The organism is Lentzea sp. HUAS12 (assembly GCF_024125735.1).
GTDB lineage: Bacteria > Actinomycetota > Actinomycetes > Mycobacteriales > Pseudonocardiaceae > Lentzea > Lentzea albida.
Genome location: NZ_CP099738.1, coordinates 311,357 through 325,071, shown reverse-complemented (window position 1 = coordinate 325,071; position 13,715 = coordinate 311,357). Strand labels below are relative to the sequence as shown.

The 13,715-nt window shown below is 72.3% G+C and carries 14 protein-coding genes and 1 pseudogene; 9 read left to right on the top strand and 6 right to left on the bottom strand.

What is annotated here, in order from left to right:
• Positions 1-13 precede the first annotated feature (13 nt).
• From ND450_RS01545 to ND450_RS01540, 3 genes and pseudogenes are all read left to right on the top strand, one after another.
• Positions 14-1,063 carry a 3-oxoacyl-ACP synthase III family protein gene (locus ND450_RS01545; RefSeq protein ID WP_253324365.1) on the top strand — a complete coding sequence of 350 codons (1,050 nt, stop codon included), beginning with the start codon at positions 14-16 and terminating at the stop codon, positions 1,061-1,063.
• A 74-nt stretch (positions 1,064-1,137) separates the two neighbouring features.
• Positions 1,138-1,374 (top strand): annotated as a pseudogene (locus ND450_RS45935) (hypothetical protein); the annotation flags it as partial.
• Positions 1,375-1,420: 46 nt separating this feature from the next.
• The gene (locus ND450_RS01540; protein ID WP_253324364.1) at positions 1,421-1,639 is read left to right on the top strand and encodes a hypothetical protein; all 219 of its coding nucleotides are present in this window, start codon (positions 1,421-1,423) and stop codon (positions 1,637-1,639) included.
• Between the two features lie 6 nt (positions 1,640-1,645).
• Here the strand turns inward: ND450_RS01540 and ND450_RS01535 are convergent, their stop codons facing one another.
• The 4 genes from ND450_RS01535 to ND450_RS01520 form a co-directional block, all read right to left on the bottom strand.
• Complete coding sequence (locus ND450_RS01535; protein WP_253324363.1) at positions 1,646-2,653, bottom strand: acetylserotonin O-methyltransferase; 1,008 nt, start codon at positions 2,651-2,653, stop codon at positions 1,646-1,648.
• Positions 2,646-5,321: a non-ribosomal peptide synthetase gene (locus ND450_RS01530; RefSeq protein ID WP_253324362.1), complete on the bottom strand. Its 2,676-nt coding sequence runs from the start codon at positions 5,319-5,321 to the stop codon at positions 2,646-2,648. Before ND450_RS01530 ends, ND450_RS01535 begins: the two co-directional genes overlap by 8 nt.
• Positions 5,318-6,304: a zinc-binding alcohol dehydrogenase family protein gene (locus ND450_RS01525; protein WP_253324361.1), complete on the bottom strand. Its 987-nt coding sequence runs from the start codon at positions 6,302-6,304 to the stop codon at positions 5,318-5,320. The genes ND450_RS01530 and ND450_RS01525 overlap by 4 nt, the downstream gene beginning before the upstream one ends.
• Before the next feature lie 65 nt (positions 6,305-6,369).
• Complete coding sequence (locus ND450_RS01520; RefSeq protein ID WP_253324360.1) at positions 6,370-6,909, bottom strand: TetR/AcrR family transcriptional regulator; 540 nt, start codon at positions 6,907-6,909, stop codon at positions 6,370-6,372.
• Positions 6,910-6,988: 79 nt separating this feature from the next.
• On the opposite strand from ND450_RS01520, the gene ND450_RS01515 reads away from it, so the two are divergent.
• The 4 genes from ND450_RS01515 (at position 6,989) to ND450_RS01500 (ending at position 10,511) form a co-directional block, all read left to right on the top strand.
• Positions 6,989-7,675 (top strand): SDR family NAD(P)-dependent oxidoreductase, encoded by a 687-nt coding sequence (locus ND450_RS01515; protein ID WP_253324359.1) that lies wholly within the window; start codon positions 6,989-6,991, stop codon positions 7,673-7,675.
• A gap of 138 nt (positions 7,676-7,813) precedes the next feature.
• Complete coding sequence (locus ND450_RS01510; protein ID WP_253324358.1) at positions 7,814-8,470, top strand: transcriptional regulator; 657 nt, start codon at positions 7,814-7,816, stop codon at positions 8,468-8,470.
• Complete coding sequence (locus tag ND450_RS01505) at positions 8,467-9,399, top strand: ornithine cyclodeaminase family protein (protein WP_253324357.1); 933 nt, start codon at positions 8,467-8,469, stop codon at positions 9,397-9,399. Before ND450_RS01510 ends, ND450_RS01505 begins: the two co-directional genes overlap by 4 nt.
• On the top strand, positions 9,396-10,511 hold the full coding sequence (locus tag ND450_RS01500) for a DSD1 family PLP-dependent enzyme (protein WP_253324356.1): 1,116 nt from the start codon (positions 9,396-9,398) through the stop codon (positions 10,509-10,511). Before ND450_RS01505 ends, ND450_RS01500 begins: the two co-directional genes overlap by 4 nt.
• 8 nt (positions 10,512-10,519) lie before the next feature.
• On the opposite strand, the gene ND450_RS01495 is transcribed toward ND450_RS01500, so the two are convergent.
• Complete coding sequence (locus ND450_RS01495) at positions 10,520-11,128, bottom strand: TetR/AcrR family transcriptional regulator (protein ID WP_253324355.1); 609 nt, start codon at positions 11,126-11,128, stop codon at positions 10,520-10,522.
• 82 nt (positions 11,129-11,210) lie between these two features.
• Here ND450_RS01495 and ND450_RS01490 point away from each other — a divergent pair, with 82 nt between their 5' ends.
• On the top strand, positions 11,211-11,960 hold the full coding sequence (locus ND450_RS01490; RefSeq protein WP_253324354.1) for an SDR family NAD(P)-dependent oxidoreductase: 750 nt from the start codon (positions 11,211-11,213) through the stop codon (positions 11,958-11,960).
• Here ND450_RS01490 and ND450_RS01485 read toward each other — a convergent pair whose 3' ends face one another.
• The gene (locus tag ND450_RS01485; protein WP_305885201.1) at positions 11,961-12,809 is read right to left on the bottom strand and encodes a LysR family transcriptional regulator; all 849 of its coding nucleotides are present in this window, start codon (positions 12,807-12,809) and stop codon (positions 11,961-11,963) included.
• Between the two features lie 110 nt (positions 12,810-12,919).
• Here ND450_RS01485 and ND450_RS01475 point away from each other — a divergent pair, with 110 nt between their 5' ends.
• Positions 12,920-13,657: an NADPH-dependent F420 reductase gene (locus ND450_RS01475; RefSeq protein ID WP_253324353.1), complete on the top strand. Its 738-nt coding sequence runs from the start codon at positions 12,920-12,922 to the stop codon at positions 13,655-13,657.
• The last annotated feature ends 58 nt before the right edge of the window (positions 13,658-13,715 follow it).

Below are 13,715 nucleotides of genomic sequence, written 5' to 3'. Positions count from 1 at the left end.
AGAAAGGGCTTCCATGAGCCACCAGATCGGCGTGATCGGCACCGGCAGCTACCTGCCCGCCTGCTCGATCAGCAACGCCGAGGTAGCCGCGCGGACCGGTGTCACCGACGAGTGGATCGTGCGCAAGACCGGCATCCGCTCCCGGCGGCGGGCGGCCCCGCACGAGGCGACGTCCGACCTCGCCGCCGCGGCCGCCCGTGCCGCGCTGGTGCAGGCGGGCGTCGCACCGGAGCGGGTGTCGTTCATCGTCGTGGCGACGTCCACCCCGGACCACCCGCAACCCGCCACCGCGACGATCGTCCAGCACCTCCTCGGCGCCACCAACGCGGCGGCGTTCGACGTGAACTCCGTCTGCAGCGGTTTCGTCTTCGCCCTCTCCGTCGCGAACGGCCTGCTGCGCGACCGCCCCGACGGCCTCGCGCTCGTCATCGGCGCGGACGTCTACTCGCGCATCCTCGACCACACCCACCGCGGCACGGCGATCCTCTTCGGCGACGGGGCCGGCGCCGTGCTGCTGGGCCCGGTCCCGGCAGGCCAGGGCCTGCTCGGCGCGCGGCTCACCACGCGCGGGGACCAGCACTCGTTGATCAGCGTCCCGGCGGGAGGCAGCAGGCACCCGGCGTCCCCGGACACCCTGGCGAACGGCCAGCACCACTTCACGATGAACGGCCGCGGTGTGCGCGAGTTCGTGTCGGACAGCCTCGGCTCCGAGGTCACCGCACTCCTCCGGGACGTCGCGGTGCCCGCCGACGAAGTCCGGCACTTCGTGCCGCACCAGGCGAACGGCGCCATGCTCGGTGACGTGTGGCCGACACTCGGCCTGCCCGGCGCGACCTGCCACCTCGCGCTGGAGAACTACGGCAACACCGGTGCCGCGTCCATCCCGATCACCCTGGACGTGGTGCACCGCAAGCGGTTGCTGGCCGTGGACGACCTCGTGCTGCTGTGCGGGTTCGGCGGCGGCATGTCGGTGGGGTCGACACTGCTGGCCTGGACGCGCACCCGGTACGCCGTGCACGACTCCCGCCCGGCCAGGGTCCCCGCGCTGGCGCAACGGGGATAGGGGGTCTCAGGTCGCGGTGCCAAGGTCGTTCGTAACGAACGTTCTGTACACCTGGACCAGCGAGAACGGACCTCATGGACGACACTCGCCCCGCAGTGCCGGAGGTTCGCCCGATCTCGTCGCTGCTCCAGGACAACGCGCGCCTGCGCGGCGACCGCGCCGCGTACAGCGACCGGAACCGGACGACCACCTGGGCCGAGCTCGCGGCCACCACCGCACAGCTGGCGGCCGCGATGGAGGTGGAGCGCGGCGCGCGGGTGGCGGTGCTCCCCGACGACGGCGTCGACCTGGTGGAGGCGGTGCTGGCCGTCACCAGGGCGGCGGCGGTCGGGGTGCTGCTGAGCCCGCACGCCACCGGTGCGGAGTTGCGACAGCCGCGACCAGCTGGTCGTGCTGGTCACCGAGGTGCCGGCCGAGGGCATCACGGCTCTCGGCGACGACTCGGCGGCCGGGCGGCGGCTCGACGAGTGCCTCGAGTACTTCCGGTTCGCGGAGGCCGAACTGACCTCGCTGATGCAGCGGTGGAGCGCGCACCGGGAGAAGTGGCTGGCCGGGCGTCGCACCGAGACGCAGTGACCACGTCTAGACCGCCACGGCGTCGATGATGCTCGTGCTCGACGACGCCATCGGCAGTACGCGCCGGACGCGGAACCCGGACGCGTCCAGCAGCGCGTCGAACTGCTCGCGCGTGCGCTCCTGCCCGCCGTTGAGCACGAGCATGACCATGTCGAGGATCTTGCTGGGCGCGGGGTCGTCGCCCGGTTCGATCACCGACTCGACGACGAGCAGGGTGCCACCGGCGGGCATCGCCGCGCGCACGCTCTTCAGGATCTCCACGGACTTCTCGTCGCTCCAGTCGTGCAGCACCCACTTGAGCACGTACACGTCCCCGCCGCGGGGCACCGACTCGAAGAAGTCGCCTCCGACGACCTCGGCCCGGTCGGCGAGGCCCGCCGCCCGCAGCACGTCGCCGGTGACCACGTGCGGCTGGTCGAAGACGACACCGCGCAGGCCGGGGTTCGCGGCGAGCACGCCCGCGACGAGCGCGCCCTCCCCGCCGCCGACGTCGACCACGGTGCCGAACGGGCTGAAGTCGTAGGCGGCCACCAGGTCGCCGGTCATGTTCTCGGACTCGCGCGACATCACCTGGTTGATCAGGTCGTTCGCGGCGGGCCGGGTGCCGTGGTACTGCCAGACGGGTTCGCCGAACGCCTTGGTGAACGCCTCCTCGCCAGTGCGGATCGAGTGCGCCATCTCGCCCCACGCCGGGTAGAGGACGCCGAGGGTGTGCAGCACGAAGGGCCGCAGCGAGCCGTCGACGTCCGAGCGCAGCGCGTTCGCCTTCGGGGTCGTGGCGAAGGTGCGCGGCGCGGTCTCGGTGAACAGCCCGACGCTCGCGAGCAGGCGCAGCAACCGGTACAGCGACGGTTCGTGCGTTCCGGTGATCTCGGCGAGCTTCGCGGTGTCGGCGGGACCGTTGCCGAGGTGGTCCGGGATCCCGAGTTCCACGGCCACGTGCAGGGCTCTGGAGGTGAGCAGTTCCAGTGCCATGTCGAACATTCCGGTGCGGTCGATGGGCAGGTCACTCACGGGGTGGCTCCTGGGTCGGGGTGAACGCGCGTGCCAGTTCGGCGCGCAGGAGTGCCGCGAACGCGTGGACGTGCCGCGGGCCGATCATGGTGTAGTGCTCCCCCGGCACGTCGACGTACCGGACGGGCCGCGCGGTGTGCTCGTCCCAGCGCCGCAGCTCGGTGCTGACCCAGTCCGCGCGGGTGCCGCGCAACGGATCGGCGCAGAACACAGTCATCGTCCGCACCTCGCCCGCCGGGTGGTAGGTGCGGCCGAGGGTGGTCAGGCCGTCCGCGAGGTCCGCCCACGCGGTGAGCCCCGGCAGGTCGAGGTCCAGCTCGGCGAGCCTGCCGGGCGGGGCGAGGTCGAGCAGGGCGGCGATCTGCTCGGTCTTCGGCAACGGTGCCAGCCGGGCAGGCAGCAGCTCCGCCTGAACCGGGTCCACGAGTTCCAGGAACATCGCCAGGTTCACGGCGGTCTCGACGAAGCCGAGCTCGTCCATGCGGTACTTGATGTGCGGCGGGAGGTTGAAGCTGGCGAGGAACTCCACCCGTTCGCCGTCGGCCTCCAGCACCTTGGCGATCTCGAACGCGACGGCGGCGCCGAAGGAGTAACCGGCGAGCGCGTACGGCCCGTGCGGCTGCACGCGTCGGATCGCCTCGACGTAGGTGGCGGTCATCTCGGCGAAGCTGCCGAACGGTGTCTCGCCAGGGCCGAAGCCGCGGGCGCGCAGGGCGTGGAACGGCCGTTCGCCCGCGAAGTGCTTGGCGAGGTTGACGAACACCAGCACCTCACCGACACCGGGGTGCACGCAGAACAGCGGCACGCCGTCGCCGTCGGATTGCAGCGTCACCACGGGGTCGTAGCTTTGTTCCGGCGGTGTCCGCACCACCCGCGCCAGCTCCCGCACGGTCGGTGCGCGCAGCACGTCGAGCACCGACAGGCCGGCGCCGAACCGGTCCCGCACGGCCCTCGTCAGCCGCAGCACGTCGAGTGAAGTCCCGCCCAGGTCGAAGAAGCCGGTCGTGGCACCGACCCGGGGAACGTCGAAGAGCTCGGCGCAGATCGCGGCCAGGGCCATCTCGACGGGGCCTTCGGGAGCAACGTGTCGAACGGCCGGCCCGGCACTCAGCGCCTCGTGTTCCGCGTAGGCACCGGACTCCAGCCGGGCGCGCAGCACACCGCGCCGCACCTTGCCCAGGCTGGTCCTCACGAACTCCTCACGCGGCAGGGCGAGCACGACCGCGGGCCGGAAACCCCAGTGCAGCACCACCCTGTCCCGCACTCTCGCGACCACGCGGTGCAGTTCCTCGCCGGCGGCGGTGGCAGCGAAGAGGACCGCGAGCTGCTCGGTGTCGCTTCCCCGCGGCCTGACCGGGAAGGCGGCCGTGAAGGACGGTGCCACGCCGTCGACCTCCGCGAGAACGGCTTCGAGGTCGTGGCTGTAGTGGTTGACACCGTTGACGATGACGCTGTCCTTGTTGCGCCCGACGAGTGTCAGCCGGCCGTCCTCGACCACCCCGAGGTCGCCGGTGCGCAGCCAGCCGTCGGGCGTGACCGCCGCGGCGGTGGCGACGGGATCGCGGTGGTAGCCGCTCGTGACCATCGGGCCGCGCAACCACACCTCCTGGTCGACGACCCGCACCTCCAGCCCTGTCACGGGACGGCCGACGGACGCGAACTCGGCGCGGGCGTCGGCGCCGGGGAACTCGCGGTTGTAGAGCGATCCGGCGCAGGTCTCGGTCATGCCGAACGCGGGCCACAACGCCGTGCGGGCGAGCCCGTGCGGTGCCAGCAGGTCGAGGAACCGCACCCCGGTCGCGACCGGGTTCGCCTCACCGCCGGAGACGATCCTGTCCACAGTGGACAGGTCGATGTCTTCGATGCTGCCGGAGGCCAGTTCGGCGTTGATCAGCCCCAGCAGGAAGTTCGGCGTGAACGTGGCGGTGACGCAGTGGGCGGCCAGCGCGCGGAGGAACACGAGCGGGTCGGCCAGCACCGGCTCCGGGGTGACGTGCAGCTGCGTCGCACCGCTGGCGACCGGCAGCAGGTGGCCCTCCAGCAGTGCCGCGACGTGGTCGTAGGACACCCAGTTGAACGTCACGTCGTCCGGCGTCGCGCGATGGGCCTCGGCCTTCGCCCGCATGGACGCGACCAGGTTGGCGTGCGTGAGCCGCACGGCCTTCGCCGTTCCTGTCGACCCGGACGTCAGCACCAGCAGCGCCAGGTCCTCCGGCCGTACCTGAACGTCCACAAGGGACTGTTCAGCGCTGTCGAGCCCGGCGACGTCGACGACGTCGAGCCCGGCGACCTCGGGCAGGCGGGCGCGCAGCTCCGCCGTGGTGAGCACGAGCGGGCCGTCGAGCAGTTCGGTGACGTGCCGCAGCTGGGCGCCCCACCGCGACGGGTCCTCGCGCAGCGGCTTCACCGGGCACGCCACGAGCCCGCCGAGCAGGCACGCCCACAGCGCGGGCAAGAAGTCGCGCGGGTGTTCGAGCAGCAGCGCCACCGCCCGTCCGGGGTGCGCTCCCCTGTGCCGCAACGCGTGCAGCATCCTGGTCGCCTCCGCGAGCAGCTCCGGGTACGGCATCAGCGACGGCGCGGCCTCGAGGTCGTCCCCGAGGTAGCCGATGCCGTGCTCGGGATGGTGTTCGGCGGCGCGCACCAGGAGGTCCGCCACCGTGGTCATGCGCCCGCTCCCAGGCCGGGCACCAGCACGATGCGGCGGGTGAGCCGTTCCGCGTCTCGCCACGACCGCGCGATGTCGGACAGCGGCCGGACCTCGGCGTCCACGGCCAGTTCACCGGCGGCGACCGGCACGGCCAGCTCGGCCAGTCCGGCGACGACCTCCCCCGTGCCCAGCGACCCCCTGCCGCTGCCGACGAGTTCGATCCGGCACGACCGCAGCGCGGCCGACGGCACCACGGCGTCCGGGCCCGCGACCGAGCCGATCTCGACCCAGGTGAGGGTGCGGCGCGGATCGGTGCGGCGGGCGGCGATGCCCGTCAGGACGGCGGCCGTCGGCGGCCCCCACACGTAGTCGAGCACGACGTCGACGTCCGCGGCCGTGGCGGCGAGCAGGTCGACGTCGTCCAGCGGCACGACGTCCGTCGCTCCGAGCGCGGGCAGTTCCGCGAGCCGGTCCGGATCACGCCCGGCGGCGACCACCCGCCGCGCTCCGAGCAGCGCCGCGATCCGCACGGCCATGCGCCCCGAGTTGCCCGTGGCACCGAGCACGAGCACGTCCCGGCCGCGTTCCACCCGCGTCCGCACGCGCAGCGCGAGCCACGCGGACATCGCGGGGTTCATGGTGGCCGCCACGGCGACCAGGTCCGCGCCGGAGGGCAGCAGCACGGTGTGCCGGGCGTCCACGACGACCTGCTCGGCCATCGCCCCGCCACCCGCGCCGAGGAGCACGAAGTAACGCAGCCCTCCCGCGGCGTCCCGGCCGACACCGTCGATCCCCGGCACGAACGGCAGGGCGCGGGTGCTGGTGTAGTGCGTTCCGCCCGCTTGCGCGCGCACGACCGGGTGCAGGCCTGCGGCGAGGACGTCGAGCAGCAGGTCGTGGTCGTCCACAACGGACGGACCGGGCAGGTCGACGAGCTCGGGAGGCGAGCCGTGCGAGGTGACGGCGACGGCCTTCATCAGATCTCTAGCCTTCGATTCCACGCGAGTTATGTATGTAACGCTCACTCTACGCGAGAATCGGCGTGCCGATTTGTCGACGGCAGGGCCTACCGCACCGAGCGGAGGAAGGCCTCGACGAGCTCGCGGGAGTCGAGACCTCCGCGTCCGCTCGCCACCCAGAAGAAGACCGGCCCGATGAACGACGCGACGACCTGGTCGTCGACGGCTCCCGGCAGGGCGCGTTCGAGCACGAGACGCGCGGTGTCGCCGAGGACGTCCCGGGAGCGGACCAGCTCCGCCACCGCGGCGTCGCTCTGCGCCTCGGTGAGCAGCACGCGGTAGGCGATCCCGGCGGGCGACCGCGCCAGGAAGGCCGCGAGCGCGTCGAGGTACGCGACGAGGTCGGCGCGCGGATCACCGGAAGCCCCGACCGCCAGCTCCTTCGCGGAGTCGAGCGTGCTGGCCTCGAACAGGACCTCCGCCTTCGTGGACCACCACCGGTACACGGTCGCGCGGGACACCTTCGCCCGGTCGGCGATGCTCTTCATGGTCATGGCCGAGTAGCCGACCTCGAGCAGCAGGTCGTCCACCGCGTGCAACACCGCGAGCCGCGCCTCTTCACTGCGCGGCCGCCCGCCCGTGTTCATGCGACCAGCATAACTGGACACCGTGTTTCGTAACCTGCTACGGTTTCGATACATACTGTCCAGAAACCCGGAGACAGCCATGTCCCGAACCGCTCTCGTCGTCGGCGCCTCGCGCACCCTCGGCCTCGCCCTGGCCGCCGAACTGCTGCGCCGCGACTGGCACGTCATCGGCACGGTGCGCGGCGACCAGCGCACCGGCCTGCACGACCTCGCCGACGTCTCGGAGGGCCGGCTGACCGTCGAACACCTCGACATCACCGCGCCGGACCAGATCACCGCCCTGCGCGACCGCCTCACCGGCCACGACCTCGACCTGCTCTTCGTGAACGCGGGCATCGCCCACGCGAACGTCCCGGTCAGCGAGGTCACCACCGAGTCGTTCACCGAGGTCATGGTCACCAACGCACTGAGCCCCCTGCGCGTCGTCGAGGCGCTCGGCCCGCTCGTGACCGAGACCGGCACGATCGCCGTGATGTCGTCCAGGCAGGGCAGCATCACCATGAACACCAACGGCGGCCACGAGGTCTACCGCGCCAGCAAGTCGGCCCTCAACCAGCTCATGCGCGGGTACGCCGCCCGGCACGCCGACGACAAGCGGACCCTGCTGCTGGTCAACCCGGGCTGGGTGCGCACGGGACTGGGCGGGCCGGGCGCGGTGCTGGAGGTCGAGGAGAGCATCCCCGGCGTGGTGGACACGCTGGAGGCGCGCGCGGGTGAGGGAGGGCTGCACTTCGTGGACTACGAGAACCAGCCGCTGCCCTGGTGAGGGAAGGCGGCAAAGGGGGCGGTGCCCAGCCCGTTCCTCCTCCGTGGCCAGCACCACACTCCGAGGAACTGGCTCCCCCACCCCACTCGTGTGACACTTTGTCCAGCTGCTGACACTTTGTCCACGACAGGAGACGTCGTGCCCCACACCAGCACCGCGGACGCGGTGTTCGCCGCCCTCATCCCCGTCGTCGAAGGCCTGGCCGCCACCTTCGGCCGCAGCTGCGAGGTCGTGCTGCACGACTACCGCGACCAGGAGCGGTCCGTCGTCGCGGTCGCGGGCGGCGTCACGGGCCGGCGGGTCGGGGACGCGATGAGCGAGATCGGCCTGCGCGTGCTCGCCGCCGGGGACGACGCCCGCAACGAGGTCGGCTACGTCACCCGCGCGCAGGACGGGAAGGTCCTCAAGTGCACGACGCTGCCGTTGCGGGACGTCGACGGGTCGTTGATCGGGGCGTTGTGCGTCAACGTCGACGTGTCGGCGATCAACCGCGCGACCGGCGTGCTCTCGGACCTGCTCGGGTTGTCCGCGCTGGAGGAGCCGCCCGCCGCCACGACGAACTTCTCCGGCGACCTGGACCAGGTGGTCGAGTCGCTGGTCGAACGCGCCGAGCGGACGCACGCCGTGCCGGTCACGTCGCTCAGCAGGGACGAGCGGCTGGGTCTCGTCCGGTCCCTGCACGAGGCCGGTGTGTTCGCGTTGCGCGGCGCTCCGGGTCGTGTCGCGCAACGGCTCGGGATCTCCCGCGCCGGTCTCTACAACGACCTCGCCGAGCTGAAGAAGGACACACCATGACCGACAGCCCCGTCTTCGTGAGCGAGTCCGAGTCGGCCGCGCTCGTCGACGACGACCTCGCGCTCGCCGCCGCACGGGAGGCGTTCCTCGCCACCGCGCACGGGTCGACCTTCCCGGTGGTGATCGGGAGCTCGTCCACGCCGGGCACCCGGTTCACGCTCAAGTCGGGGTCCGCGGGCGACCTCGTGGGCGTGAAGATCGGCAGCTTCTGGCCGGACAACACCGACCTGCCCCGGCACAGCTCCACGATCGTGCTGCTCGACCCCGCCACGGGCCGGTTGAAGGCCGTGGTCGAGGCGGCGGCCGCCAACGCCTACCGCACGGCCGCCGCCGACACGCTCGCCGTGCGGACGTTGGCCCGCGACGACTCCCGCACGCTGACCGTGATCGGCACCGGGCACCAGGCGCTGCACGAGGCCCGCGCGGTCAGCCGGGTTCGTCCGATCGACCGGGTCCTCGTCGTCGGCAGGCGTGCCGACGCGGCGAGGAGGTTCGCCGCCGACGTCACCGCCGCGACCGGTCTCCCGGCGGAGGCGGTCGACACGCGCACCGGCGTGGCCGAGGCGGACGTGCTCGTCACGGCGACCACGGCCCGTGAGCCGCTGTTCGACGCGAGCTGGGTCCGGCCGGGCACGCACATCTCCGCCATGGGCGTCGACGGGCCGGGCAAGCAGGAGCTCCCGGCCGGGATTTACGACCGCGCGAAGCTCTTCTGCGACCTGCCCGAGCAGTCCACCACCATCGGCGAGTTCCAGCACGCGCCGTCCGCCGCGCCCGTCGCGCTCGGTGCCGTGCTGGCCGGCGCCGCGCCCGGTCGGACCTCGCCGGAGGACGTGACGGTGTTCGACAGCTCCGGCTTCGCCCTGCAAGACCTCACCCTCGCCGCCGCGCTGCTGCACCGCCGCACCGCGCCAGGAGGCACCGAATGACCACTGTGGACACTCCGGGCACGCCGTTCGCCCTGGTCGACGCCGAGAAGCTCGACCGCAACGCCGCACGGCTGCGCGAGCACCTCGACCGGCTCGGCGTGCCGCTGCGCCTGCACGTCAAGACGGCCAAGTCCGTCGAGGTGGCCGACCGCGTCCACGCGGGCGGGCCCATCACGGTGTCGACGCTGGCCGAGGCCGAGCACTTCGCGGCCGCGGGCTACACCGACGTCCTGTACGCCGTCGGCATCGACCCGCACAAGCTGCCGCGCGTCGCCGCCCTGCTGCGCCGGGGCGTGACCCTCACGGTCCTGCTCGACTCCCTCGCGCAGGCCCAGGCGGTGACCCGGTTCGCGCAGGAGGAGGACCTCCGCGTCCCGGCGCTGGTCGAGATCGACTGCGACGGGCACCGGGGTGGCGTCACGCCCGCCGACCCGTCCCTCACCGAGATCGGCCGGGCGCTCGGCGACAACCTCGCGGGCGTGCTCACCCACGCCGGCGAGTCCTACTTCGCTCACACGCCAGAGGCTTTGCACGCGTCCGCGCAGAACGAGCGGGACGTCGCCGTGGCCGCCGCCGAGGTCCTGCGCGCCGCGGGTCTGCCGTGCCCGGTCGTCAGCGTCGGCTCGACGCCCACCGCGCACGCGGCGACGGACCTGTCCGGCGTCACCGAGGTCCGCGCGGGCAACTACGTCTTCTTCGACCTCGTCATGGCGGGCATCGGCGTGTGCTCCACCGACGACCTCGCGCTGTCCGTCGTCGTGACCGTGATCGGCCATCGGTACGAGAAGAACTGGGTGCTCACCGACGGCGGCTGGATGGCGACCTCGCGGGACCGGGGCACGCAGGCGCAGGCCGTCGACCAGGGCTACGGACTCGTCGCCGACGTGCACGGCACCCTGATCCCCGGACTGCTGATGACCGGGGCGAGCCAGGAGCACGGCGTGCTGAGCACCCGCGACGGCAAGCCCGTTCCCGAACTGCCCATCGGCACGCGTCTGCGGATCCTGCCCAACCACGCGTGCGCCACCGCCGCGCAGCACGAGCGCTACCACGTGGTCAGCGGCACGAACCCGTCCGTCGACGCGACCTGGTCCCGCCTGCGCGGCTGGTGACCTGATCGTCAGGCGGGTGGCCAGTTCCGCAGGGCGACATCGGCCACCCGCTGCAGTTCCTCCTCCGTCGCCCCGCCCGTCGCCTGCACGGAGATCCCGTTCGAGATCGTCATCAGGTAGCGGGCGAGGAGGTCCGGGTCGGCACCGGCCGGCAGGTCGCCCTCGTCCACGGCCCGCTGGAACCGGTCGCGCAGATACTCCTGCCCCAGCGCGCGCCACGCGATGAGGGTGTCGCGCGCGACCACTCCGGTCGCCCCCACGGCCAGCGCGCCCTGCACCCCGAGACACCCCGGCGGGCAGCCCGGCCGCGTGTTGGCCCGCACCGCGCCGTCGAGGAAGCGGGTCGCGACCTCGCCTGCGGTCTCCGCCGCCAACGCCTCCAACACGTAGACGGCCTGGATCTCCGTGTAGCGCTGCAACGCCTTGCGGAAGAGCTCCTCCTTGTTGCCGAAGGCCGCGTACATGCTCTTGCGCGAGATGCCCATGCGCTCGGTCAGGTCGGTGAGGCTCGCTCCGTCGAAGCCCTGCTCCCAGAAGACGCGCATCGCCTTCAGGAGCGCCTGCTCGGCGTCGAACTCCCGCGGCCGGCCCACCTGCGCTTTCTCCACGAGCTTCATCCTACCCTTTGCGCACCGATCGGTGCACAAGTGCTACGGTCGAAATATGCACCGATCGGTGCACAACTTCGTGGAGGTCGTAATGCGCAGGCTGGAAGGCAAGACCGCGGTCATCACCGGCGGCGGCACGCGGGGCATCGGCAGGGCGACCGCCGCCCGGCTGGTGGCGGAGGGCGCGCACGTGTTCATCACCGGCCGCCGCAAGAACGAGCTCGACGAGGCCGTGGAGGTGATCGGGCAGAACGTCACCGCGGTGCCGGGTGACATCACGAACCCGGCCGACCTGGACAACCTCTACGAGGTCGTCGCCGCCCGCGGCCAGGGGCTCGACGTGCTGTTCGCCAACTCGGCCACGGCGTCGTTCGCGACCATCGAGACGATCACCGCCGAAGACTTCGACACCGTCTTCGGCGTCAACGTCAAGGGCACGATGCTCACCGTGCAGAAGGCGCTCCCGCTGCTCAACGAGGGCGCCTCGGTGATCATCAACGCGTCCACCGCCGCCGACAGGGGCACCGCGGGCTTCGGGGCGTACTCGGCGTCCAAAGCCGCGCTGCGCACGTTCACGCGGACGTGGGCGAACGAGCTCAAGGGCCGGGGCATCCGCGTGAACGCGATCTCGCCGGGACCGACCGACACCACCGGGATCACCGAGCTCGTCGGTGAGGAGAACGCGGCGGCGTTCAAGGCGGGCGAGGCGGCGCGCATCGCCATCGGCCGCATGGGACACGTCGACGAGGTGGCCGCCGCGGTGGCGTTCCTGGCCTCGCCGGACAGCAGCTTCATGCTGGGCGCCAACGTCTACGTCGACGGTGGCGAGAACCAGATCTGATCAGTCCGCGAACGCGTCCACATAGGACCGGACGCACGCGTCGGGGGTGGCCCGGGCCGTGACGAGGTGCCCGTCCACGGCCAGGGGCGGGTCGAGCGGCACCGACACGTGCCGCTCGCCCCGGTGCCCGGCGACGAGCTCGGCGGGCATCAGCGTCCACGCGTCCGGGTCGCGGCCGACGTCGAACAGCAGGTTGAGCAGGTCGCCCGCGGGCGGCGCCACCGGGACGACGGGCACGGCGGCGAGGATCGCGTCGTACATCGGCGGGTCGACGTCGCGGGCCAGCAGCCGCAGGCCGCGCGGGTCGAGGTCGAGCAGGCTGATCACGGACTTGCCCGCGGCGGCGTGCTCGGCCGACAGCACCACGTGCAAAGGCTCCGACCAGGCGCGTTCCACGGTCAGCGCCTCGTCGGCGACCGCGCCCCGGACCAGGGCCAGGTCCAGCTCGCCGTCGCGGACGGCGGCCAGTCGCTCGGGCACCGGCAGGCTCACCAACTCGGGCACCGCGGGCCGTTCCCCCTCGCGCAGCCGGAGCAACGCGCGGTCGAGGCGGGGCGTCACGCACGACGCCACCCCGATCCGCAGCACGGCGGCGTGTTCTCCCGCCACCACCCGGACCCGTGCCGCCGCGGCCAGCGTTTCGCGCGCCGCGGCCAGCACCCGTTCGCCCGCGGCCGTGAGCCGCACCGTGCGCGAGGTGCGCTCCAGCAACCGCACGCCCAGCTCCCGTTCGAGACGGGCGACCTGCTGGCTCACGGCCGGCTGCACGATCCGCAGCCGTTCGGCGGCGCGCCCGAAGTGGAGCTCCTCCGCGACCGCGACGAAGTACTGCAACGCCCTCAGTTCCACCCGTCCACATCTATCACGACTTGTGATCGCTGCACGTCGGAGTTGGTCGTTGATGGCGTGCGGCGGCCGGGATGGGATGGCGGTGAACCCCAGGAAACGGAGACATCGCAGTGAACACACCCGTTCTCGGCATCATCGGCACCGGCATGGTGGGCGCGGGCTTCGCCCGGCTCGCCACCGACGCCGGACTCGACGTCGTGCTCGGCAACTCGCGCGGCCCGCAGTCGCTGACCGGACTGGTCGCGGCGCTCGGCCGGCACGCGCGTGCCGCCACCCCGGCCGAGACCGCGCGGGCCGCCGACATCGTCGTCGTGGCAGTTCCTCTCGCCGCACACGAGGAACTGCCGCGCGCCGAGCTCGCCGGCAAGGTCGTGGTCGACCCGACCAACTACGTGCCCACGCCGCAGTGGCACTCCCCCGAGCTGGACTCCGACGAGCTGACGTCCAGCGAGCTCGTGCAGCGCCACCTCGCCGAGTCCGCCGTCGTGAAGGCGTTGCACAACGTCGGTCCGCGCCACCTGCTGGACCTGCACCGCCCGGCAGGTGCACCCGACCGCACGGCGTTGCCGGCGCACGGGGACGACGAGGCCGCGAAGAAGGCGGTGGCCGACCTGTTCGACGTGCTCGGGTTCGACACCGTGGACCTCGGCCCGCTGTCCGGGAGCTGGCGCAGCGAGCCGAACACCCCGCTCTACGCGTTCCCGTACGTCGGTGAGCCGCCCGCCGGTCTGTCCGTGCCCGAGCTGGTCGCGTGGGTGCAGAACGCGCAGGGCGTCACCGTGACCGCCGCCCGCGTCAGCGAGCTCGCCGCGGCGGCCGTGCGCGGGCCCGCCGGGTTCCGGTTCTAGTGGCGTGGCTCAGAACGTGGCCGGTGTATTCGTGCTCAGACGGGTGTATCGCGGTGCC